Annotated in this window: 20 protein-coding genes and 1 pseudogene; 7 read left to right on the top strand and 14 right to left on the bottom strand. The window is 35.4% G+C overall.

What is annotated here, in order from left to right:
• Positions 1 to 56: 56 nt before the first annotated feature.
• The 11 genes from JFU24_RS01460 to JFU24_RS01410 form a co-directional block, all read right to left on the bottom strand.
• On the bottom strand, positions 57 to 497 hold the full coding sequence (locus JFU24_RS01460) for a VanZ family protein (RefSeq protein ID WP_342214654.1): 441 nt from the start codon (positions 495 to 497) through the stop codon (positions 57 to 59).
• A gap of 324 nt (positions 498 to 821) precedes the next feature.
• Positions 822 to 1,268, bottom strand: coding sequence for a DUF4279 domain-containing protein (locus JFU24_RS01455; protein WP_201249344.1), 447 nt, complete (start codon positions 1,266 to 1,268; stop codon positions 822 to 824).
• Between the two features lie 225 nt (positions 1,269 to 1,493).
• Complete coding sequence (locus JFU24_RS01450) at positions 1,494 to 2,084, bottom strand: hypothetical protein (protein WP_201249343.1); 591 nt, start codon at positions 2,082 to 2,084, stop codon at positions 1,494 to 1,496.
• Between the two features lie 215 nt (positions 2,085 to 2,299).
• A complete protein-coding gene (locus JFU24_RS01445; protein WP_201249342.1) occupies positions 2,300 to 2,686 on the bottom strand; it encodes an HTH domain-containing protein in 387 nt (128 codons plus the stop codon).
• Positions 2,687 to 3,026: 340 nt separating this feature from the next.
• Positions 3,027 to 3,335 carry a hypothetical protein gene (locus tag JFU24_RS01440; RefSeq protein WP_201249341.1) on the bottom strand — a complete coding sequence of 103 codons (309 nt, stop codon included), beginning with the start codon at positions 3,333 to 3,335 and terminating at the stop codon, positions 3,027 to 3,029.
• A gap of 443 nt (positions 3,336 to 3,778) precedes the next feature.
• The gene (locus tag JFU24_RS01435) at positions 3,779 to 4,597 is read right to left on the bottom strand and encodes a leucine-rich repeat domain-containing protein (RefSeq protein ID WP_201249340.1); all 819 of its coding nucleotides are present in this window, start codon (positions 4,595 to 4,597) and stop codon (positions 3,779 to 3,781) included.
• Positions 4,598 to 4,821: 224 nt separating this feature from the next.
• Positions 4,822 to 5,562, bottom strand: a complete 741-nt coding sequence (gene map / locus JFU24_RS01430) for a type I methionyl aminopeptidase (protein WP_201249220.1) — start codon at positions 5,560 to 5,562, stop codon at positions 4,822 to 4,824.
• 341 nt (positions 5,563 to 5,903) lie between these two features.
• Positions 5,904 to 6,413, bottom strand: coding sequence for a YfiT family bacillithiol transferase (locus JFU24_RS01425; protein ID WP_201249339.1), 510 nt, complete (start codon positions 6,411 to 6,413; stop codon positions 5,904 to 5,906).
• A gap of 666 nt (positions 6,414 to 7,079) precedes the next feature.
• Positions 7,080 to 8,024 carry a hypothetical protein gene (locus JFU24_RS01420; protein WP_201249338.1) on the bottom strand — a complete coding sequence of 315 codons (945 nt, stop codon included), beginning with the start codon at positions 8,022 to 8,024 and terminating at the stop codon, positions 7,080 to 7,082.
• Between the two features lie 310 nt (positions 8,025 to 8,334).
• Positions 8,335 to 9,405 carry a DUF3626 domain-containing protein gene (locus tag JFU24_RS01415; protein WP_201249337.1) on the bottom strand — a complete coding sequence of 357 codons (1,071 nt, stop codon included), beginning with the start codon at positions 9,403 to 9,405 and terminating at the stop codon, positions 8,335 to 8,337.
• A 146-nt stretch (positions 9,406 to 9,551) separates the two neighbouring features.
• Positions 9,552 to 10,385, bottom strand: a complete 834-nt coding sequence (locus JFU24_RS01410) for a tyrosine-type recombinase/integrase (RefSeq protein ID WP_201249336.1) — start codon at positions 10,383 to 10,385, stop codon at positions 9,552 to 9,554.
• 869 nt (positions 10,386 to 11,254) lie between these two features.
• Here JFU24_RS01410 and JFU24_RS01405 point away from each other — a divergent pair.
• The 4 genes from JFU24_RS01405 to JFU24_RS01390 all read left to right on the top strand — a co-directional run bounded on the left by JFU24_RS01405 (position 11,255) and on the right by JFU24_RS01390 (position 17,388).
• Complete coding sequence (locus JFU24_RS01405; protein WP_201183670.1) at positions 11,255 to 12,268, top strand: zinc-dependent alcohol dehydrogenase family protein; 1,014 nt, start codon at positions 11,255 to 11,257, stop codon at positions 12,266 to 12,268.
• Between the two features lie 107 nt (positions 12,269 to 12,375).
• Complete coding sequence (gene xylB, locus JFU24_RS01400; RefSeq protein WP_201183668.1) at positions 12,376 to 13,857, top strand: xylulokinase; 1,482 nt, start codon at positions 12,376 to 12,378, stop codon at positions 13,855 to 13,857.
• Positions 13,858 to 13,903: 46 nt separating this feature from the next.
• Complete coding sequence (locus JFU24_RS01395) at positions 13,904 to 16,003, top strand: BglG family transcription antiterminator (protein WP_201183667.1); 2,100 nt, start codon at positions 13,904 to 13,906, stop codon at positions 16,001 to 16,003.
• Positions 16,000 to 17,388, top strand: coding sequence for a PTS mannitol transporter subunit IICB (locus tag JFU24_RS01390; protein WP_201183664.1), 1,389 nt, complete (start codon positions 16,000 to 16,002; stop codon positions 17,386 to 17,388). The genes JFU24_RS01395 and JFU24_RS01390 overlap by 4 nt, the downstream gene beginning before the upstream one ends.
• A 48-nt stretch (positions 17,389 to 17,436) precedes the next feature.
• On the opposite strand, the gene JFU24_RS01385 is transcribed toward JFU24_RS01390, so the two are convergent.
• The 3 genes and pseudogenes from JFU24_RS01385 to JFU24_RS01380 all read right to left on the bottom strand — a co-directional run bounded on the left by JFU24_RS01385 (position 17,437) and on the right by JFU24_RS01380 (position 20,259).
• Complete coding sequence (locus JFU24_RS01385; RefSeq protein WP_201249335.1) at positions 17,437 to 18,720, bottom strand: MFS transporter; 1,284 nt, start codon at positions 18,718 to 18,720, stop codon at positions 17,437 to 17,439.
• A gap of 239 nt (positions 18,721 to 18,959) precedes the next feature.
• Positions 18,960 to 19,306 (bottom strand): annotated as a pseudogene (locus tag JFU24_RS29915) (Tn3 family transposase); the annotation flags it as partial.
• Between the two features lie 473 nt (positions 19,307 to 19,779).
• Positions 19,780 to 20,259 (bottom strand): hypothetical protein, encoded by a 480-nt coding sequence (locus tag JFU24_RS01380; protein ID WP_201183660.1) that lies wholly within the window; start codon positions 20,257 to 20,259, stop codon positions 19,780 to 19,782.
• A gap of 872 nt (positions 20,260 to 21,131) precedes the next feature.
• Here JFU24_RS01380 and JFU24_RS01375 point away from each other — a divergent pair.
• From JFU24_RS01375 to JFU24_RS01365, 3 genes are all read left to right on the top strand, one after another.
• Entirely contained in the window at positions 21,132 to 21,431 is a 300-nt protein-coding gene (locus JFU24_RS01375; RefSeq protein WP_207196635.1) for a hypothetical protein, read from the top strand.
• A 238-nt stretch (positions 21,432 to 21,669) separates the two neighbouring features.
• Positions 21,670 to 22,080 carry a hypothetical protein gene (locus JFU24_RS01370; RefSeq protein ID WP_201183658.1) on the top strand — a complete coding sequence of 137 codons (411 nt, stop codon included), beginning with the start codon at positions 21,670 to 21,672 and terminating at the stop codon, positions 22,078 to 22,080.
• Positions 22,067 to 22,657, top strand: coding sequence for a hypothetical protein (locus tag JFU24_RS01365; RefSeq protein ID WP_201183656.1), 591 nt, complete (start codon positions 22,067 to 22,069; stop codon positions 22,655 to 22,657). The genes JFU24_RS01370 and JFU24_RS01365 overlap by 14 nt, the downstream gene beginning before the upstream one ends.
• The last annotated feature ends 554 nt before the right edge of the window (positions 22,658 to 23,211 follow it).

The following is a 23,211-nucleotide window of genomic DNA, read 5'->3' as shown; positions in this document are numbered from 1 at the left end:
AACGCACCTGTTAGTTCATTAAGATATAAGTTTGAAATTACAAAATAAAATATGTTTTAAATATTTTTAATATTTGAAGTTACTATTAAGTTATTATTTTTAAAAACCTTATAAAGCAATTTCCATATTAAGAAGCCGAATGCAGTACCTAACATGTTAAAAATTAAATCATCAATATCGGCAGCACGATAGTTGTACCCAATCCATAAACCAGCTAGACCTTGAAAAATTTCAATTGATAAACTTGTTAAAAAGCCAATGAATATAATCTTTTTTGTTTGCATATTTGAAAAAATTATTGGTAAAACAAATCCCATAGGAAGAAATAGAATAGTATTACCAACTACTTGCTTTAAAATAATACTTAAACCAAAGCTTAAAGAATCCATGTTCTTTGCATCATTAAAGATTTTAAATGGAATAAAATTATTTTTTAATCCCAGATTATCCTCTATCATTGTTTCAATTAAAAATTTCTGAACTGGAAATGGAAATATAGTTACACTAATAAAGTTCGCTTATATAAATCGTAAAAAATAATAGATATACAAAATTAAGTCCAGAGATACGCCTTTTCACAAGTTGAAATAATAAAATTATTAATGATATTGAACTGATTATTATGCTAGGATATAAAGCTGTTAACATAGTTAGTTTTCTCCAATTTGTTTTATTTATTTTTATAATACCAATTTTTTCATATAGCAGGACCAATTTATTTCACTAAACTGCCCCGATAGTTGCATAAAGAAAAAGTCAGCCTTAAAGACAGCTCCTATCTTCAAATAAAGCACCCGTTACTTAAAGAAAATTTGTTCTATTTAATCGTTAATATCATCTTCATAAGGGTTTGCATACAAATCAATATCAAATTCAGCTTTTACACTATTTGCAAATTCAATCTGTTCGTTATCAAGATACAAACCAGGTGTATCTCCATTTTCCATAATAATTACGATGGAGATTTTACATTCCAGTTTATAGTCCACTTTTAACTGATTTATTATAACTGTTTTATTTTTTAAAGGTATCAAAATCTGGTCCATTTGTTCCTTCACATCATAGGAGTCTTGATAGTTAGTATCTAAGTCCCAAACTGTTTCTTTTCGATACAAAGGGAAGTCGCGGGTATAATCATTGCTTCGATTAATGAGTTCACCTTTTTTGTAGGTAAGAGTAGGTGTTATTCCTAACCTATCCGTTACTTCATCTATTGGAAATTCATCACCAAATAAACTGAAATACACCCTTACTTGAGTTTTTTTCATTTGAAATATTGCCTCCATTAGTTTTCATTTATATAGAATGTATTATATACATCTTGTTGAACTAACCTGCCCCTATAGTTGCATAAAGAAAGAGCCGCCTTAAAGACAGCTCTGATCTTCAGCTAACGCACCCTATAGTTTAAGTGCAATTTTACACAAACCATTTCAATTAGCAACGAATCTACCCAATTTTGAACTTTATAGGATTTTTTTATTTAATTAAATTTAATCCTCCCAATAAAAAATCGCATCCATAATTAAATATTCTCCTGGTTCTCGATAAATCGTTGGAATTTTCGTTTCAAAGGATAAAGGTTTATTAATTTTTTCTGCTTCCAAAATGTCATAATCAAATTCTTTTAACGCTTGTTTCCATTTTTCTGCAATTGATTGAAATTTCTTGCTTAAATGCAATCGTTTTGGACCATCAAGTAAGGAACCATAAGCCCCACCAACTTCTTCATTTGTTTCGATACAAATCGTTTTATATCTATCATCTTCACCCATTATAGCTACAGGTGCTAACCGACAAACGTCAATAATAATACCTTCCGTCTTTTCCTCTCGACGACCGTACTTTTCTTCAACGACTGTAACATCTTCTTTGAGATAGCAAAAAAATTCAACAAAAGAGGCATAGCCACTTCCAAAATGATTCCACTCAGCTTCACATTTTAAATTTGGAATACGATTAATTCGATAATATAATCGTCGTATATGAGCTTCAATTTCTTGTTCATTATCTGTATCATAAGGGAAACTGTTACCAACTATGTTCCCTGAAATTAAGTCTTTTAATTGTTTTTCTGAAAACATTCACATTCTCCTGTCCCTTTCATAACTAAAGTAACTTGTTTTCAAATCATACACTACGGGGTAGCGTCAGGAAAATGCGGATTTACAACGCTAAGGAAATGTCACCTATTAAAAAAGCCGATTTCCATCTCAAGGAATCGACTTTTTTAGTTATTCTTATTCAACTAACGCACCCGTTAGTTCATTAAGAACTTCTCCTATACGAACAGCGATGTTTACTCATCGACAGTACCCTCAGTCGGATATTTTTCTTTCAAAACATGATGTAGAAACATTATTCTAACAGCTATTATAAACTTTTTCTTATCGGTTAAGGATTCTTGATTTCTCAAGAATTCTTCCAACTCTTCCGTAGTCATTTCACAATATGCAGCCAACGTGTCATAACTTAATCCTATGTCTCTATGCAAGGCTTCTATAATATCACACAATCTTTGTTCTTCATCAACAATATCAATAGCTGTTAAAAAGGCACTCATTTCTATTGGATCAGTGTGATACATTTTGTGTTTAGTATAGAAAATCTTATTTATTACGTCATCTGACATTTTGTATATTTTTTTCATTTTTTCAATATTCTCTTCCAATGTAATAAATTCCATAAAATAATTACCTCCAATCTTTAATAGCATTTTACCAATTAACCCAATGGATTACTAAACTATCCTGCCCCGTTAGTTCAATAAGAAAAAAGAGTTGCGTATGCAATTTTTTTTGCAGAACGTGTGCCAGTGCAGTTTTTTTGAACATCGTTGAAAGCCTTGTTATATCTAGGTTCAAACGATTGTGATAAAAAGCTGTATAGGAATAGAATAAAGAAAAACACTTAAAACATTGATATGACAACGTTTTAAGTGTTTTGTTGTATCAACAAACTTTGATTTGGGATTGGTTTCTCAGCTGCGTATGTATAATTATTCTTATTATTTTTTTCAAAGTAAGCTACTCACCTGTGTGTGAATCCATAAGCTTTCCTGTCTTTAAATCGTAAATTTTATAATCCATTTCCCACATACGGTCTTTGGTCACCGTAATCTCACAGTAATAAGGAATTGATTTGCCATAAGCATCAAGGTCAGGAATCTCCATGAAACTAAATTGTTCGTCTGTATTAAACATATTGAAAGTCGAATCAGAAGAACGACCAGATGAAGATATTTCTATCGTACATTTTCCATTAACAACATCAAAGTCTTTCGTTATTACATCTTTTAGACTTGGAATGGTCATCCATAAAAGCAGGAGTCCCACTAGAAAACCGCCCAGCATTTTAATAGTCTGCCAAAACTCAATTTCTCTCTCTATATACATATGAATAAAAAATATCACTGTGAATATAACTAAAAACACACCTAAACCAAATAAAAAATAATAAATTAAAATAATAATCCCTTCCCTACAATAAATAATTACTATATTTACGTTAATTCAATTATAAAAGTTTCAAAAGTTATCATTATAACCTTTCCAAAGCGAGATTTGATATGTTCATTTCCGATCATAGCAACATTCAATATAGTTATGGAATTTATAGTTTCACTTTTGTATATCTGTTTAAAGTAACTTTCTACTCCTTCATATTCAACTAAACTGCCCCTTTAGTGCCATAAGAAAAAGGCTGCCTCAGCAACCCCTGTTATTGAACTAAAGCACCCGTTAGTTGAAGAATAGAACAGCTATAGATACTAAACAGGTTAACCTTTATACTTTCTTTGGAAAGCCTTGAATTGCTCTTCGTATTTTTGTAACCTTTGCAAATTAACTTTAGAATTTAAAAAAGGTTTTCGCTTACCTACAACCATTACATCCTCTTCCTCGATAGGGCTTGAAAGATATACATATGGTTTAAATTTATCGCACTTAGTATTAGGAATAGCTACAGACAACTTCGCGTATTCTTCCGTAGGAAATTGGTTAGAGATTTCTAACTCCTGAAGCTCTTTTAATTCACAAATGGGTTCTAGCGACTCGTCTTGAACCTTAATATTTGATAAACCTAGATATTTTAAATTTCTAAGATACTTTAGAGGCTGAAGATTATTTAATTTTAAGTCCTTCGACTCTCCACCTGACAAATCTAACAGTTCTAAACTTGTGCTGTTTTGTAAATGGCTTATGTCATTTAACTTTGAAAAGTCTTTTATAGACAAAGATTTTAAAGAAGAATTATTAGATAAATCCCATAAACAAGTTGCTTTTAAATTCCAGTCAAGCGACACTACCTCAACATCTTTAAGTGAGCCGATTATAGATAAATCTTCTACTCTCATTTCATATATATGCAGCATTTTCGGATTGACTAGACTCAATATAGTATTGAATTCATTTTGGTTTACTGTGTAAATCCACAGTTTGATCAATTTCGAAAAAGATTTTAGCTTTTCCATATTCTTTGTTTTCCCTTGGATTAACAATTCGGTAGAAGAGTCATCTACGTCGGATAAATCATCTACAAACTGAGGTTGTTCTCCAATACGAAAAATAAAATGGGGGTGTTCTTTTAAAAATAACATTTTATACCTCCGCATAATCGTTTAAAAATATTCTACCATTTCGAATACTATTGAACTAACCTGCCCCGATAGTTGAACAAGGGTATTTTTTTCTCTAATTTGTATGTATGATAATATAAAGAATCGCACATTCAAAAGGCCGCCAATTGGCGGCCTTCTTATGGCGCTAACGCATCCGTTAGTAAGCGAACTCCATATATTTTTCTTTTTCGCGTATGTTTGAATTAAAGTGTGACAATAATTGGACCATTTTTAGTAAGGATAATCGTATGTTCCAATTGAGCTACATAGCTTTTTTCTGTGGCATAGGTCCAACCGTCTTCTTTTTGTAATGCTTCTTCTTCAAAGGTTGAGATAAATGGTTCGAATGCGATAACCATCCCTTCCTTTAATATTTCATTATCCCATGGATCATAATAATTACAAATATGGTCAGGTGCTTCGTGTATTCTACGTCCAACACCATGTCCTGTAAGGTTTTTGATAACAGTGAATCCATGCTGTCTCGCTGTTTCGAATACTGCTTTTCCGATTCTACTTTTTTTGGAACCGGGTTTTGCTTTCTTAAGACCTGCTTCAAATGCCTTTTTAGCAACGTCGCATATTTTGGTTAATACTGCTTCTCCTTCGCCTACTACAAACGAGATTCCTGTATCTGCGAAATAACCGTTTTTGGAACCAGAAACATCTATATTTACTAAATCTCCTTCATGAATAACCCGAGGACCCGGAATGCCATGTGCCACTTCTTCATTAACACTAATGCAAGTATAGCCAGGAAAATCATATTCACCTTTTGGGGCTGAAACTGCACCTGCTTTCTCTAAAAGCTCTCCGGCTATATCGTCAAGTTCTTTGGTCGTTATGCCAGGAATTGTTCTTTGTACCAATTCATCTCTAATGGAGGCAACAATTTTGCCAATTTCCTTCAAACCATTAAAATCTTCTTCTGTTTTTGCAACCATTTTTCTTCACCTCATTTTTTTTTCATAGACTCTGCAATTAATTCCTTCTATGCCATAACATCTGCCACCAGATTTTCTTAATCATAACATTCAAAAGCCTTGATTGTATCATACTTTTCCACTTGAATTTGAATGTATGATAATGCTAAGAATCATACGTTCAAAAGGCCGCCAATTGGCGGCCTTCTTATGGCGCTAACGCACCCGTTAGTTCTTTAAGAAAAGCGATTCTTATTAAAGAATCGCGCCCTTTAGTTGAATCAAACTTCTGTAATTATTCCTTATTTTAATTTTAAAAATGGCTTATCGAGGTTCGATAAGCCACTTTTATACATATTGTATTATTTTGATAATGCGATTTTTATATGGGCTAAATGATGCTCTTCGTGCCAAGCTAATTTTGCAACTTTTGTTGCAACTGTTATTATACCGTTTATCTGGTGAGTAAAAGCTCGATCTAATTGCTCTTCAGTTAAACTATGTCCTAAAGATAAGATGCGCTCATTTATACCTTCTAACATTTTAATAGAACTTTCTACAGGAAGCTTTGTATCCGGTTGAATAGCCCACTTTTCTTCATCAAAAGCTGGTACTGTTGGATTCTCATCTGTTAAAGCCAGCTTCAAACGTTGATACATGTTCAACTGAGAATCTGCAATGTGATGAACAAGTTGACGAACTGTCCAACTACCTTCACGATAAGTTCTGCTTAATTCCTCATCACTTAATAAGTCGACAGTTTCTCTTAATCGAATCGTGTAAGTTTCGATTTCCTTTAGCCATTCTTGAATATTTTCTAATGTTACTTTTTCAGGAACTTGTAGTTTCCCAATTGGGTATCTTACATCCATTTTCAATCCCCCTTTTCCTTATTCTTTATTTCATTATATTTCGGTATTAACGTTTAATTTTATTTAATTATATCACTTCAACAAACTGCATCGTAATTCAAAAGTTTATTCAATTAAATGGCCCTTTAATGGGATAACATGACTGACGTATTTAAACAACTTTAATGTCACTTAACAGTATTCCTTATGGAACTATCCTGCCCCTTTAGTTTAAGTACATTCTTTCACAATCTCAATAGTGTAGAGCCTTTTTAGACACAATCCAATCACCTACAAAATAGAGTTCATAATGTCCATATGACTTGTATCAGAATGCTTATCGTTGTAAATACGCATTTTCCTGATGCTACCCGGGTACAGACAACATTTTGACGTAAAACCCACATTAAGACATTTTTTGGTAGATAAATAGTGTGTTTTCTTACTTTAAGGCTATTCCCTATAACCAAAAGCCTTTGGAAGAGGGAAATATATAGGGAAGGATTAAGGGAACGAAAATTACCTTATTTATCATCATCAAGTGGTTAATATTCAACTTCCCTAAAACGAACATTTAAGGGAAACTCTTTATTTACCAAGGGTTTCAGCCTTAACGTGGGAAATATGATAAAAAGTTGGTGCTACCCCATTCTGAAGGAGAAGACTTCAAAAGTTACCTAAGATTAATTACCTAATTTTGGGTTCTATTACAGTTCTTGTTGTTTGATGAACCTTATATAGGTTATCATTGTTTATTGTTTCAAAAGGGTCAGGAAAGGCAAATAGTTGTAAATTAGTATCCATATTTACAGTAGAAGTGGTTACCTCATATACATATGTGCGTTTTGGTTGCGTTTTGACATCGAGTGTAGTTTCATTATTTATTTTAGCTTGATTCCAGTTTTCAAAAGCAACAACTTTATATTTAACTCCTTTATCTACAAAAGTGCTACCCATATGTAGATATGTTTTTTGGTTTGAATCTATATTACTAATTAATTGTCTGTCAATTTGTTTTCTGCTAAAAAATATTGAGTTTTGATCACCTTCTGAATCGTATATGTAATCTGGATCTTTATAATTGAAAGTGATACCCTTTATATCTGATCCTTCGATAATATATCTTTTGGCATAAGCTTGTTCATAATAAAATAACTGCTCAATATCCATTTCTTTAACCATGGAATCCGGTTCTTTAACAATTAATATTATTAACTCTCTAGTATTAGGATTTACTTTAAGTGATAATGGTATAGTAATTTCCGTATTAGATTTTGCTTTTATTCTGCATAAATCCTTAGTTTTAACACCGTTACAACTAAATTTACTTTGAATATAGTCCTGCATCACTATAATTCCATAAGTTGTCTCTTCGTTCATAATATGACCCAAAAACAACTCTAAACTAGCAATAGATTCTTCGTTTTTATGTAAGAATTCATTATCTAAAATAGGTTCTCCAGTATCTTTAAATGCAGCTACAGCTAGAGCATTATTCTCTAAATAACCGATTTTCTCACTGGAATTTGAATCAGTTTCCGTAGAATAACTAAAATTAAATTTGAAATATAAAAGAGAAATTGCAAGTAACGACAATAAGAAGATACCAAATATAACATTATATTTTTTCAATTAGAATACTCCTTATCTAGATTCAATAGTATATGAGGGATGAAAATAATGATTTCACCCCCTCATATTAAATAACTACTGTTTTTTTCACTATATGAGATTTTAACCTCCGTTCCCTTTTTTAATTCTACCAATATTTTTCATTTATAGTCAGTCTAACCAACTGATAGACTGACTCCCTTATTAAAGTAACCTGCCCCGATAGTTCCATAAGAAAAAGCTGCCTTAGAGACAGCTCCGATCTTCAGCTAACGCACCCGATAGTTTAAGTGTATTGTTTCACAATTTATACTTTCATGTCTGAATATCATTAACCATATCTCACCAGTACATGCCACAATAGCTTTAATTCCTGAAGCATATCTTTAACAGTTCCATAATCAGACCAATTATCAGGATTAAAGTATAAGTCTTTTACGGCAGAGCCAATTATTCTTGCATCAATATAATCGCTTTGTGCAATACGTTTTGCTAAAAAAGGCATTGTTGGTCCTCTAAAATCAGAAGGAATATCCTGTACTTTAAGTTTAAAACCCCTTCGCCAATATAATCTAATTGAATACTTTAGGCATATTTGTTCTAGGGCTTTCCCAATATCAGTTCCTCTAAAAGAACTGTCTGCAACAAGAACTTCAACGTCATCTTTAAGTGATATATCTCCATGAATTTGAGCTTCTATGTAGTGATTAAGATTTCGATTAGGTTTCTTGTTGTTGAGGTATATTTCTGATTTAGGAAGATTAGTTAATAAATGATTGATTAGTTTTGGAGGTCGTAGTTCACTTTCTCCAAGTACATATTCTCTTGAGAATGACTCTTCCAAAAGTATTGCTAAAATTAAATCAAATTCTTTATAGGTCCCCTTTTCCTTTAAATCTTGGTGAGAATCTAAATATGTAAATGTAGAACGACATGAGGCTTCTGGATAAAGTAGGAGATAGCATGAACCAAAGCGAGGGGCTGGTCCATCTGAATGTAACATCAAATTAAGTGCACCATATTTGGGACGTTCTTTATTTGTTGTACCCTCAAGTTGGTATGTTCCTCCAAACATTCTTTTCTCCCAAAGGTCTCGTTCACCACCTGGAAGAGCAGATACACTTCCATTTGTGATAAGCGTTTCGAATTGATTTTTATAAACCCCTTGCATTAATAATGATTCGGCAACGCTTGTCATATTGGAATCGGGTCTATCTGGATGAAAATGCAAACCAATTCTTGCGTAAACTTTAATTGCATTAACTGCTTTTTCAAATGTATCTGTTGATATGTTTGACATTTCTAACACATGATTAATATTTAATTTAGCTTCATTTTTATGATTTTTTGCATAATTTTCAATATATTCAATAGCTAATCGTTGTGAATTTGATAAATGCATGTTTATTAATTGCTCCTCTCTCCTCTTATAATCACTTTTAAACATATTCTTATGTAACAAAATTTATAAATACTATATCATTTCTTATTGAGCTAAACTGCCCCCTATAGTTTATTAAGAACAAAATAAAAAGGACCCTTGGTCCCTTAAAAGTACTTTCTATACAAGTCTCTCCGCATTGCACCACTTAGATATGCATAAATTTTTGTGGTTTCACTTTTTTCATGACCCATTAAATTTTGAATCACTTCTAGAGGCGCTCCATTATTCAATAAATTTGTGGCGTAACTATGTCTAAGCTGGTGGGGATGAATGCTCTTTTTAATGTCCGTTCGCTTTGCTACCAGTTTTATAATGTTTCTCGCTTGAGAAATACTCATTCGATGGGGTGCACGTGTTGTCACAAATAGTGCTTCCTCATGATCTTTTCGCTCATTTAAATATCGCTTCAACCATATTTCACAGCGAGTATTGAAATATACTTCTCGTTCTTTTTGTCCTTTACCTAATACGATTGCTGATTGATTAGAGAAATTGATTGAGGCCCTATCTAGAGTTATTGCTTCACCAATTCTGCATCCTGTTGAATACATAAACTCAAATAAAGCATTTTCGAATGTTGTATGACAAGCTTCCCGCAAATGTTCAATTTCCTCTTCAGACAAGTATTTTGGAACCCTTAATTCTAATTTTGGTTCCTTGATTTTGGAAGCAGGATTTCCATTAATTAAATTTTCATCCTGGGCCCATCTAAATAAAGATTTAATAAATCGAATTCTGTGACCCAGACTGGATGGCTTAAGCTTTTCAGCTGCTTTTCCCAGATAAACTTTAAGAGAATTAGTTGAAAGGTCTTGAATGGATATATTTCCAAAACTATTCACCAACAAGTTAAATTGGACGTAATAGGCCTTTAATGTTTGTGGAGAATAACCTTGAATTTGCTTATCTGCCTTATATAAACCCCATACATCATACATCAGTTAAGATCATACCCGATTCTCTCCAATCTATACCATATTAATAGACAGTATAGACAAAAGAAGAACTATTATACTAGATTAGTAGATTTTTCATTAAACAATAACACCTGTTAGTTAAAGAAGAACAGGCTGCCTTAAGACAGATCCGATCTTCAGCTAACGCACCCGTTAGTTCTAGAAGATTAAGAATTAGAGATAGGGGTCCAAGGACTTTGTTTTGTTTCGCAAACTCATCCAATGATACCTAGCCTTATATGAAGTTCGTGTTCCTCAGACCGGAGGTTTGCCGCTTGCTTCCTTCAGATTCCATGTCACCATGGACACCCTTGCATTAAGCTAACCATTACTACTGCCTTCATGGTTCGGGACTCACACCCTTTAGATTGCACCCATGCCGGGCGCACGAAGAAAACATTTGAAATTGACAATTCCAAATGCTTTTTCATTTCATATATTCCTTAATTTTACGAACAATATGTAACTAAGTACGAATGCTAAAAAACCATTAGGCCTCAAGGTAATGTCTTCCGTTTTTATTGTTTAAGCATGTTTATATACATCGATGGATGAAGTCTTTCTGTGTATGAAGTCTTTGAGTTAGAAGGTTAGCGAGAACTTGTTGAAGAAATTGTACTACGGAACCACTAAATCTTTGATTAAGGGGACTATGAGGACACCTGTAGATGATAATACTTTTGCAAATACACTGTATAAAATCTGTCCGTTTATAAGTGACAAACTTATGGAATCTTCTAGTGCAATGAGATGAAGATGATTGCTAAAATAATAGTATGAAAACGGATTCATATCAGAATCCTTCATTATTTATTTCTAAATTGTTTTGAAAGATAATAGGAGGAGAGAAAATGAGAGCACTAGTGATTGAAGAACCCTATAAAGCAGTCGTAAAAGAAGTTCCTTATCCTGCACCGCAGTCAGGAGAAGTAACAATCAAAGTAAAGCATACCGGTATATGTGGCACCGATATACATATTTACAAAGGAGAATTTTTGTCTCCCTATCCCATTATTCCAGGACATGAGTTTTCCGGTGTTATTCATGAGATCGGAGAAAACGTAAGAGGATTTAATATAGGAGACAGAGTAACAGCTGACCCATCTTTGTTTTGCGGCGAATGTGAATATTGTTTAACACACCGCGGTAACCAATGTGAAAATTGGGGGGCTCTTGGAAATACAACTGATGGTAGCATGGCAGAATATGTAAAAGTCCTAGCACGAAATGTAGTAAAAATTCCCGATTCCCTTTCTTTTGAAGAAGCTGCATTCATTGAGCCAATGGCCTGTGTCGTGCATGCTATGAACCGTCTTGATTTACAAGTAGGAGACCGCGTTCTATTATTTGGAGCAGGCGCAATGGGACAACAGTTGATTCAATCTTTAAAAATGGCCGGTGCTTCTGAACTTGTTGTTGTCGATCTTGATCAGGCAAAATTAGATATGGCGTTGGAGTGGGGAGCTACAAAAGGTGTACTCAGCCAAGAAATTGAAAAGAACCTTAGCAATGAAATATACCCGCATGGATTTGATGTTGTTGTAGACGCTACTGGAATTCCCTCTGTTATAGAAAGTGCATTTAACTACATCGGAAAAACAGGTAAGTATCTTCAGTTTGGTGTGACAGCACAAAATGCAAAAGTAACTCTTGATCCATTTAAACTATACAATAATGACTGGACTGTATTAGGTTCTATGGCCATTAACTATACATTCATTCCTGCTTTCAATTGGGTGAAAGAAGGACGTATTCTATTAAAACCACTCATTTCTGATCAGCTGTCTCTTGAAGAAACAGTTGATTACTTACAAGGACCGCGCAATAGTAGTCAATTTAAAGTACAAGTAAAAATCGATAAATAGCATCTACCCAGGACCCAGCCATCCAATTCAAGCAGTTTATTTCACTCTGCTGAAAGGTACTTGCCGGGTTCTCTCTTATTACTAGAAAGCAGAAAGGATAAAAAAAGATGAACCCTTCATTATTATTAGGAATTGATATTGGAACGCAAGGAACAAAGGCTTTGGTGATCGATCATAATGGACACGTTGTTTCTACCGCTCAAGTATCTTATACATTTGATAGTCCACAGCCAGGGTGGGCTGAACAATCACCCTCTCTTTGGTGGGAGTCCGTTATTTCCTGCTTAAACATGTTATGGGAAAAAGGAATTGATTCAACATTAATTCGAGCAGTTGGTACCACCGGCCAAATGCACAGCCTGGTTATTTTAGATGAACAAAATCAACCGATTCGACCGTCCATTTTATGGAATGATGGGCGAACATTAAAAGAGTGTAGTGAAATGGAGGAAATCATCGGGGCTGATTGTTTATTTAAAACTGTCCAAAATCCAATTTTACCTGGTTTTACTGCGCCTAAACTTTTATGGCTAAAAAGAAATGAACCTCATCATTTTTCACAAATTAAGAAGATCTTAATGCCAAAAGATTATATTGTATACGAGTTAACTGGAGAATATTCAGCAGATGTAACCGATGCAAGCGGAACATGTTTGCTAAATGTCCAAAAAAGAGAATGGGCTTGGGATATTATCAAAGATCTTGGATTTCTTGAAGAATGGTTCCCTCCAGTTTCGGAAAGTAAGGAAGTCATCGGAACCATTTCTGAAAAAGCGGCTCAGTTAACAGGACTGCCAATCGGAATTCCAGTTATTGCTGGAGCAGGAGACAATGCAGCAGCAGCCCTAGGAAATGGTATTATAAAGGAAATGAAGGGGAGTATCAGCATCGGAACATCAGGAACCGTTTTTGTTCCACTGAATGAACTTCCTGATGTAGCAAGAGATGAAGCAAGCACACTGCACTTGTTTTGTCATTGTCTGCCTGGAATGTGGCATGCGATGGGTACAACATTATCTGCTGGAATGTCATTAAGATGGCTGCGTGACACGTTTGAAAAAGAAACATTTGATGAATTGCTGAAAGGTGTTGATCAAGTAGAACCTGGCGCTGAAGGATTATTGTTCTTCCCCTATTTAAATGGCGAACGGACACCATTAAATAATCCCAAAGCAAAAGGCGTCTTTTTTGGATTAACGTATAGACATCATCGACAAAACATGGCTCGCGCTGTGATAGAAGGAGTTTGTTATAGTTTAAGAGATGTATTTGATATGATGAAAAAAGCAGGGATTGAGGTAGAAGATTGGACTGTAACAGGTGGCGCTATTAAAAATCCATTATGGACAGAAGTGCTAGCTGACGTATATCAGCAGTCTCTTCATGTTCATGAAGAACGTGAAGGCCCAGCTTATGGTGCATCTATTCTAGCGGGTTTTGGCAACGGAGAGTGGACGGCAGTTTCTGATTTAGCTATGCTTGATCAGCAATCTAAAATGATTGCCTGCAATCCAAAAAACAAAAACGTGTATGACGAACAATTTGCCCGCTATCAAACCATTGCTCAAACTATAAACCCTTTGTTTTAATACATAAAAAATGATGAGAAATGCTTGAGAAATGAAGGTGAAAAAGTTGGCAGAGAAAGCAAAAATATTTATTAGCAGCCGCCAAAAGATGATAATTGACCGTCTACTTGAAAGCGACTTTCCGATTATGCCAAAAGATATTGCTGAGGAGCTGGACATTAGTTTAAGAACATGCCAGCGAGAAATAGCACAGTTAAAACCTATAGTACGGACTTATGGTCTGAAAATCATGAAACAATTTCGAAGTGGCATATGCTTAGTTGGTGAACAAGAAAATAAAGATGTTCTGACGGAAGAACTAGAAAAAGCCCGCCAGCAAACCTCTTTTTCACCAAAAGACAGGCAAATAGGAATCGTTTGCGACTTATTAAGGGATCAGACACCAACTAAAATGTTTGTGTTCAGTAAAAAATACTATGTAACGGAAGCGACGATCAGCCATGATTTAAATGAACTTGAAGAATGGTTGAACCATTTTCATTTAACATTGGTTCGAAAACCTGGTCTTGGTATTTATATTGTAGGAGAAGACAAAGATTTACGAGCTGCCATTACTACGGTTGTAAATAATTCAACACTGCCAGAGAATTGGCTGGCAGTGTTTGATTTATTGAAACTAGGAAAAAAAGAAGATTGGCGGATAGAAAAGTATATCCCATCCATGTATTTAGACCTGCTAGATTTGGATATTCTTTATGCAGTCGAGAAAGTGCTAACTGAGGCAGCTGAACAAAATCCTTCGCTGTTTTTAAACGAGCGTGATCGGATCAGCGTTTCTCTTCATTTAGCTCTTGCTGCTGAGCGCCACAAAGATAAAAAACATGGACATCTAAACCTGGACTCGAAACTAATGAAATTGTACCCTTCCGCTTTTTATATAGCAGCAAGATTAAGAGAATTACTGGATATTGAACTTCCGGAAGAGGAAATAAACTATTTGATTCTTCACTTATATGGGGTACAACCTGATTTGCCTATAGAACAGCTTCAAGAAGAAGAAACTACCCATTTGGTTAGGATTTTTATCGAAGGCGTGAAAAAAGAACTGAATCAACCATTGACAGATCCCATGCTGAGTGAAGGATTACTTAAGCATTTTTATCCTGCATTAAACAGAATACGCAATGGACTGCCTATCCATAACCCGCTATTTTCTCAAATTCAAAGAGATTATCCCGATGTCTATGAAGCGAGCCGGAAAAGTGCTGAATCATTGTCAGATTATCTTGGTGTTACCATACCTCCTTCTGAAATTGCCTATATGGCAATACATGTGGGAGCAGCATTAGTAAATCAACAAAATATAAAAGGACGCGTAGTTATAGTTTGTGCCAGTGGATTTGGCACATCCCGATTAATTGCGTCCCGGTTAAAGCAAGAAATTCCAGGAATTTACGTTTCAGGAGTGATATCCATTAATGAATTGCCTAAATGGCTCGAAAACAACTGGCAAGTGGATGCAATTGTATCTACGATTCAGATATCTGCCATTACAGAAGAGCGTCTTATCGTAGTATCCCCCATTTTAACAGAAAATGATTTGCAAAAAATAAAAAGCATATTAAAAAAACAACAAAGCACCGATCAGATACTGTTCGCATCCGATCATTTTTCAGAAGATTCAGCGCTTATAGAGGTCGCTTATTATGGGGAAGCGTTTGCTCAACTGATGAGAAGCCTCGATTGGATGGAAGCCATTCCTACAAAAGAGAAGTTTACATGGCTTAATGCGATTGTATCACAATCCCATGCTGTCATTTCATCCGAAGAGCTGATTGAAGCATTTAAAGAAAGAGAGCGGAAAGGCAGTTTTGTAATTGGCTCCATTGGTATTTTACATAGCCGTACATCTGCTGTTCGGACTCTTTTTGCTAACATTATATCGCTGAAAGAAGCAATACCGTGGCATTCTGAAAATGGACAAAAGCAATCCGTCAATACAGTATTACTACTGGCGGGACCGCCTGATGCACCGCGTGAGCATTTTCCACTTTTAGGGGAATTGATAAGCGGGCTTCTTGATAATGTGCTGGCAGAAGCCATTTCTTCCGGCAACAAAGAACAGGCACTTTTCGCCGTGCGTGACCAATTGCAGCAAGCTTATCAAGAAAAAATTCTTAATTATGCAAGAGGAAAACTTAGATGAATCGCATAGGACGCATATATAGCTCCATTGTTTTTCAAAATATCTCAATTATGATAGCTGTAGGTATTTTAAATATTTTATTTGGACCAAATGGATGGAAACCTGACACTGTAATCAGTCAATTTATCGATCCTATTTATCGATATGTATTACCACTTATGCTTGCTTACACTGGAGGAAAGTTGTTTGGCGGCCATAGCGGAGGTATTGTCGCGAATGTTGCCATGATTGGTTTGATTATGACATCGGATATGCCGATGACTATTGGAGCTATTTTATTCAGTCCGCTAATCGGCTGGCTATCAGCATGGATAGAACGGCGGACACAGGACTATATTCCGATCGGTAGTGAACTTCTGATTTCCAATCTTATAGATGCAGTGCTTGGGATTAGTTTACTGTTAGCTGGCTATTTCATGATAGGCCCTCTAATGAACGATATACTCAAACAAATAAATAATGGGTTAATTATGTTAGTCGAATCAGTATGGCTTCCTTTTTTATCGTTTATCATTGAGCCTGCCAAAGTCATGTTTTTAAATAATCTCATTAACCATGGAATCGTCGCGCCATTTGGTATTCAACAAACACGCGAACTCGGGAAAAGTGTCATCTTTCTTGTAGAAGCCAATCCTGGACCAGGCTTTGGTGTTCTGTTGGCCTATTTGGTGACGGCAAGAAAGGAAGAAGAACCGGCACTCCGTGGGACAGCTGGGATTCAGATTTTTGGAGGAATTCACGAAGTATATTTTCCATATATTTTAATGAAGCCTACATTATTTTTAGCAGTAATTGCTGGCGGATTTACAGGCATTACCTTATTCCAACTTTTTAATGTTGGACTTGTTTCCACGGCTTCTCCTGCGAGCATATTATTGATCTTGTTTCTTGCTCCGCAGGATGATGCTTTATTTATTTTATTGGGAATTGGGTTATCGGCGTTTGTATCCTATATTGTTGCTCATTTTATTCTTGTTCGATCTGATGCCCAACGTTCTGAAACATCAATGGAACCTTTCCCTCTTCCACTCTCTGAAAAAAATGAACGGCCAAGTATCGTATTTCGGGACGAACAACCCTCTTCTCTTTCTCCCATTCATCACGTTACTATTTCCTGTGACGGAGGAATGGCTTCGAGTGCGATGGGAGCGGCTATTCTACGACGGAAAGTGAAGGAAGCTGGATTAACAAATATTCAAATTGATCACCGATCTATCGATGATATTCCGTCCTATACAGATTTAGTTGTTATTCAGGAGCAACTAAAAAAAAGAATGAATCACAAGCATCAATCTGTACCTACAGTTGGATTGAACTCCTTATCTAATTTACTAGAATACGATGATATTGTTCTATTAATTAAAAACAGAAACCAATCTGAATAAACCCTCACATAGAGAAAGCTGTCCGAATAAGAATTCAGACAGCTTTTTCTATGAATTCATCGCTATCTTTTGTGTTTCTTCTTTTGCTTTTGCTTCTGTGGGCAATTTGATAAAGACTGTCAATATAGCACTAATAAAATATAGAATTGCAAGCATCCAGATTAAACCGCTTGCGCCAATCGGCTCATAAAACAATCCTACAAGAGCAGGGCCGATAAATACGGGGAGTCCTGCCCCTAAGTTCAATACAGAAACAGCTGCTCCCTTGTCTTCTTTTACAAGAGATGGTACCAAAGCAGATAATGGTACATACCCTGCAAGCGAAGCACCCCAGAACATTCCTGCAAGAAAAACGAGTATAAGGTTTCCATTGGTCCATATTGGTATATAAAATAACAGTAGTGTAGAGATTCCGGCAGTAACTCCTCCAAACCAAATGACTGTATTACGCCATCCTAATTTATCACCGACTATTCCAAATATCACATTAAATATGATATTACTGGCAAAAATAACGCCCCACATAGTCAGCCATGTATTGATCGAAATCCCGTAATTCGCCATATGAATAGGCAAAAAGATTGGAAAAGCAAATTGAGAAGTAGTATTAATGGTTCGAACAATCCCGCCTAACGCAACTTTTGGTTCCCTTTTTAAAATCGTAAAACCTTTTGTTAATTCTTTTAATTTCGCACCGGTATTCATATTGCTGCTTTTAAGCTCTAGCTTGTCTCGGTTCATAATAATGGCAAAAAAAGCTCCGACACATACCCAGAGAATTGATGTCCAAAGAGTACCGATCTGGCCGAAATGTTCAATGGCCCATATAGAGTAATAGGCTCCCAGCACATTTAAACCACCTGTAAAAACAAACCAAAACCATCCAACTGCTGCTCCCAGCTTATTTTTAGGACTCCGATAATTGATCCATACCATGAAGCTGTATGCGAATAGTGGATAACCGAATCCTCGGAGTGCATAAGTCAGTAACATCGTGCCATAATTAAGCTCGTTAACGCCGAAAGCAATAAACGAACTAGTCCCGATTATATAAGTAATTATTCCCGTAAACATTATTCTTCTCGGACCAAACGCTTCAGCGAGCACCCCTGATAAAAAGGAAGCAATTGTAACTGTGACTCCATAGGCCGTATAAAGAGAAGCCGTTTGTTCAACGCTCATTCCTCGTTCTTGCAAATATGTACTCAGCCAAGCTATTTCCAATCCATCTCCCATCATGAAAATTAGAATTCCAAAATACCCCCAAACGAGCGTCTTCGGAATACCAATTTTGTCTAAAAATGAAAGTTTTATTCCATTAGATGTATTCATAAACATCCCCTTTTCCATTTGAATTAGATGATTGCGCTTACATCGTTAAGTTTAGCACCGTTTGAAGAGAAGAAGAGACGTCACTTCTTCAAACTTTGGCGCATTTTCCGTGACAAAAATTCTTGAACAAAATAAAACATAGAAATTCCTATTAACCGGACTTTCTCTTGGATTGGCTGTCTGGGGTCCTGCAACAAAACGCGGATATTATACGCTAAGAAGAAAAATCAGGGTTATTTTTACGTCCGCAGTGGACGTAGGGAATGAATGGAATTCGGATTCTAGAATTGAACGAATATTCTCCGAGAAAATTTATGTATTCCCATCCTAACGGGGATAAACGAGAAGCAATTCTTCTTGATATTTCCTGTAATTTCATGTGTTCAACTGCCTGTGTGATAGTTACACGGTATTCCAAATGCTGATTGCATTAATAGTAAGATTTAATACGCTGACACGTTGTAATTGATCTTGTAATGCTCTTTCTCTAAATGCTCTTTCTCTAAGTTCCCCATGTTTAAATTGCTCGTTCTAACGCGTTCATGGCTTCAACATTATTTAACCCACGCTGGATTCGACGACGTAAGTGTGGAATAAGGCTACTGATGAGTTTCAATCGAAAGGAAGGATAAAAATGAATCATGTAATTGGACTAGTCATTGTGAAAGGAGAAAGTGAAGGAAAGACATTAAGAAAAGTTATAGTGTTCACAATACACGTGAAGGACTAGATTCGTTCCATATATTCTTAAAAGAACTGGAGGATATGACAGGAGTTAAACCTTCGGTCATTATGGAATCAACGAGACATATCATGCCCCAGTCGTTCAGTTTATAGAGGAGAAGGACTATCTTACATGGACGGTAAATGGAAAAGGGTATGAAATGATTGCCACACCCTAAAAGAAAATCCATATTTATTCGTAGGAAACCATAAATGACTTTCCTTATAAACTTTTTTCTACAGATTACATATTTACAGGTACAACCATGAAAACGATTTATAGCAATGAACGTAACCTTCTTCTTAACTATGTCCAAAATCACCTTTTCATTTAGTTCATATTTCAGCTTTTTTCGCCTGGATCATTTCTTTGATTTTATCTCTAAACTTCTCATTCGTGAAAATATCCTGTGTGGTTGTTATGTGTCGCTTGGCATGTCTGGAGAAGTTAGTGGCTGCCAACCACTGACCACAATAAGGACATGGAAGCTGTGCGTCTACTTGCCATTGTGTCGTTACGAATCTACTTTTATTTGAATTACTTCTTTTCGGAACCTTATTGACTACCTTCGTATTCGTATCGACTACATCATCATTCATTTTGTATTCGTCTGTGATTGCTAGTTCATCGGATACACTTTCATTCCCTGTCATTTCACGTTCTATCAGCAGACAAACCGCTTCACTGATAGATAAATTCAGTTCGTCACAGTAACCTTTGAAATCCCCGTACAAGCTTTCTGGAATGCGTGCGGTTAATACCTCGGTCTTTTCTCTTCTTCTCCGATTACGTGCGAATTTTTCCAAGTATGTCATCCAATTCCCTCCTAAATCCTCTTATTGATTTATTCGGTACACATCACCATACCTCCTTCAAATCATTCTGTATACAATTCGAATCACAATCAAATCACTTTGAAACATTTATATTGGGTCACCTTGTATACTTGTATATTAGATTAAAATATATATTCTATCGAGGTTATTTCTAAAATAATTAAGAAGTAAACTTCACTAGATCAACTGATAAACTTGTATCCTGGAATCTATGATAATTGTTCTTTTTGACGCTCATACCAGGTAGTTTTTTTGTCAAATTACTTATGTATTCCAAAATTAGAACGATGCCAAGTTGAATAAGAGAATATGTAATTCAAACTTTTATTCTGAGTACAAAATAAAAACGACAATTAAGTCGCCTTTTCTCTTCTTTTTAATAAAAATCTCCTAACAGCTAGTTTTGTTGTACCTCCCATCCCCCATCATTCCCCTGCCAGAACCAGATGAATACCACATGTTTCTTAGAACCGATGGACTCTTTATCAGAAGAATACAGCATCTCATGAATAAAGTAATAGAAAATTAAGAAATGTAAGATTTTTATTGTTTAATATGCCTAAAGTTATTACGAATAAAAAGATTATAGAAAGGATCGCAAAAAATCTGACTTTTCGTTTGCTTTTTTTATGGATTATTAGAAGGGAAAATCCATCGCTTCAAATAAAAAAAGCACGTGATAATGTGACTAAACCAAACTAATCTAATCTAGATTAGTTTATTCTTTTAAAACCAGACTAGACTAAACTAGTTTAGCAATTTCATGATCAAATTCGGGTCATAACGATATTTGACCAAATGGCATTTTAACCAGGAGACGTCCATATACTATTTTAAAAGGAGGAAGGAAAATGGTGTATAGACCTACAGTAAGATACCCGGACGTTTATAAAAATTATATAGAGAATGTATATAAATCGACCGATCTAGATCGTAATCAAATTTTCCGTTTGGCCTTATTTGTTGCCGCACATTCAAATGAGTATAAAAGTATCCTTCAAAAACATAAAATTGCTGACGTCCCTCTCCCCTGCCCTGATTGGGGGCGGGATGAAGAAGGTTGCTGGAAAGATCAAAATTATATTAAAAAACAGAATCTAGCCCCATTCAAAATCACTGAACAGGGTGGAATTAAGATTATTTTGGGCTAATTATTTCTTTTTAGATTCATTTGTGCTCTTTACGTAATGCAGCGTGGATGCCTTATTAGCAAGCTTTTCAGCCAGTTCTTTTGAAATATCTTTACTCATTTCGTATCACCTCACTTAAAAAAAGCCTTGCCACAATCCCTAGCAAATATACCTCCCTCCACTCTTGGCATAGCGTAACGATGTAACCAACTGACCAACCAACCCAAAGAAAAAGACGATTTTGAAAGGGGAATAGCAAATGGGAAAGGTTAACCATTTGAATCCGGTTCTCTCTACTTCAAAAAAGAAAATACTTGAACCACAAAAAAGGAAAGTTCGTTCGGATAAGCTACATGATATAAAAATCCCCATAGACGAACCCGTGGACATGATATTAAGACGAGAATCCCGACGATTCTGGAATGGCTCTAAAACAGCCTTGGGAACGGAAATACTGTTATTTGGACTTGAAGAGGTGCTCGTATATCCTGACGTCACCTATACAGACCAGCCTTACACGGTTCATTGCAAAGTAGATCATGAAACTTATCAAAAGATAGGCGATTATGCGGCTGTTTGGAAATGTAGCGTTCGAAAAGCAGCTCATCGAATATTTGTAGAATCATACAAAAAAAAACAACTTGGGGGCGTAACCGATGGGGAAATATAGCCAAGCCAATCTTATAGATGAAGAACTATCTTTGATCGGATCATCAAACTTTATCGGAAAGCTTCTCCATAAAGTAAATAAATCTTCAACCGTCTTACTGAGTATAGACGTCCCCTTGAATCTATTTCTAAGAGCAGAAGTTTTCTGTGAAGATATTCAAGACCTATCAGACATGCATTTCGAACAAAACGACTTAATGAATCTTTTATATAATGACTTCTTACTTTTTGCGAAAAAGAATCCAGACTCAAAGGCTTTATTCCGATTGATCACCTCATTGGATCAGTATGCTGGTAAAAATTCAAGACTTGAAAAGTCTGGGGAATCTGCTTTTAAATTAATCCATATAGATAAGAATCAAGAAATGAAAACCTTGAATTTGCGCATGAGAAGGAAATTTGCCTTACGTGGAGAGGTGTTGCTTGCCGATATGGAGGAAGTTCAGCCTGAACATGGCTACACACTAGAAAAAGTATTTGAGCTTCTTTATATAGACTTTATTGATAAATTTCGAAAAGGTAATCATGCGGGTGTCGTAGAAAATATCCTGCGCCTGCTTGATGATGAAATCGAATAGAAAATACACGAAAAGCTAATCTTTTAAGGAACACATTTGAAAGGGAAAATCCATTAACCTCAGGCTATATCACAAATTATGAACCTATGCATTCACAATACTATTTGCATGAATAATTGAGCTTGTAGAGGTTTCTCCAAGCTCCTTACATAAACTTTTTGTTGTTCAACTTCTCTGCCTTTGTTGATCAACAACCTCTTCTATTGCATACCATACCGATTATTCATTAAAAAGATAATAGTTTCACCTTCAAATGTTGATGCATATACTGAAAATGGATAGGACTTGTCCTCCTGTTTAGTAAGATAATTCCGATATTCGATTATTTGGGAGTAACTATTCTTGGTCGGGGAATAGTTACTTTTTTTCGAACTATAATAATCACAGTTTTTTTCTGATGTGTAACATAAGCCCTTTGAGGGAATATTATATATCGAGCAAGGTAACTTAGTCACCAATAGCATTCCACCAGCGATCCTTGCTCTCTGCTTCATTTCATTTACAAAAATTTTAATGTCCTCAATCTTTTTTGCTATAAACGTTCTTTTCCTTCT

Source organism: Peribacillus sp. TH27, assembly GCF_016650915.1.
GTDB lineage: Bacteria > Bacillota > Bacilli > Bacillales > DSM-1321 > Peribacillus > Peribacillus butanolivorans.
Note: the sequence above shows the minus strand (reverse complement) of the source record. Positions and strands in the feature narration are given on the sequence as shown.

What these genes read in the sequence shown, in the direction of transcription:
- JFU24_RS01455 (WP_201249344.1), bottom strand. Translation starts at nt 1,268, where the DNA reads ATGAAAAAAACTCAAGTAAGGGTGTATTTCAGTTTATTTGGTGATGAA.
- JFU24_RS01450 (WP_201249343.1), bottom strand. Translation starts at nt 2,084, where the DNA reads ATGTTTTCAGAAAAACAATTAAAAGACTTAATTTCAGGGAACATAGTT.
- JFU24_RS01445 (WP_201249342.1), bottom strand. Translation starts at nt 2,686, where the DNA reads ATGGAATTTATTACATTGGAAGAGAATATTGAAAAAATGAAAAAAATA.
- JFU24_RS01435 (WP_201249340.1), bottom strand. Translation starts at nt 4,597, where the DNA reads ATGTTATTTTTAAAAGAACACCCCCATTTTATTTTTCGTATTGGAGAA.
- map (WP_201249220.1), bottom strand. Translation starts at nt 5,562, where the DNA reads ATGGTTGCAAAAACAGAAGAAGATTTTAATGGTTTGAAGGAAATTGGC.
- JFU24_RS01425 (WP_201249339.1), bottom strand. Translation starts at nt 6,413, where the DNA reads ATGGATGTAAGATACCCAATTGGGAAACTACAAGTTCCTGAAAAAGTA.
- JFU24_RS01415 (WP_201249337.1), bottom strand. Translation starts at nt 9,405, where the DNA reads ATGCATTTATCAAATTCACAACGATTAGCTATTGAATATATTGAAAAT.
- JFU24_RS01410 (WP_201249336.1), bottom strand. Translation starts at nt 10,385, where the DNA reads ATGTATGATGTATGGGGTTTATATAAGGCAGATAAGCAAATTCAAGGT.
- JFU24_RS01405 (WP_201183670.1), top strand. Translation starts at nt 11,255, where the DNA reads ATGAGAGCACTAGTGATTGAAGAACCCTATAAAGCAGTCGTAAAAGAA.
- xylB (WP_201183668.1), top strand. Translation starts at nt 12,376, where the DNA reads ATGAACCCTTCATTATTATTAGGAATTGATATTGGAACGCAAGGAACA.
- JFU24_RS01390 (WP_201183664.1), top strand. Translation starts at nt 16,000, where the DNA reads ATGAATCGCATAGGACGCATATATAGCTCCATTGTTTTTCAAAATATC.
- JFU24_RS01385 (WP_201249335.1), bottom strand. Translation starts at nt 18,720, where the DNA reads ATGAATACATCTAATGGAATAAAACTTTCATTTTTAGACAAAATTGGT.
- JFU24_RS01380 (WP_201183660.1), bottom strand. Translation starts at nt 20,259, where the DNA reads ATGACATACTTGGAAAAATTCGCACGTAATCGGAGAAGAAGAGAAAAG.
- JFU24_RS01375 (WP_207196635.1), top strand. Translation starts at nt 21,132, where the DNA reads ATGGTGTATAGACCTACAGTAAGATACCCGGACGTTTATAAAAATTAT.
- JFU24_RS01370 (WP_201183658.1), top strand. Translation starts at nt 21,670, where the DNA reads ATGGGAAAGGTTAACCATTTGAATCCGGTTCTCTCTACTTCAAAAAAG.
- JFU24_RS01365 (WP_201183656.1), top strand. Translation starts at nt 22,067, where the DNA reads ATGGGGAAATATAGCCAAGCCAATCTTATAGATGAAGAACTATCTTTG.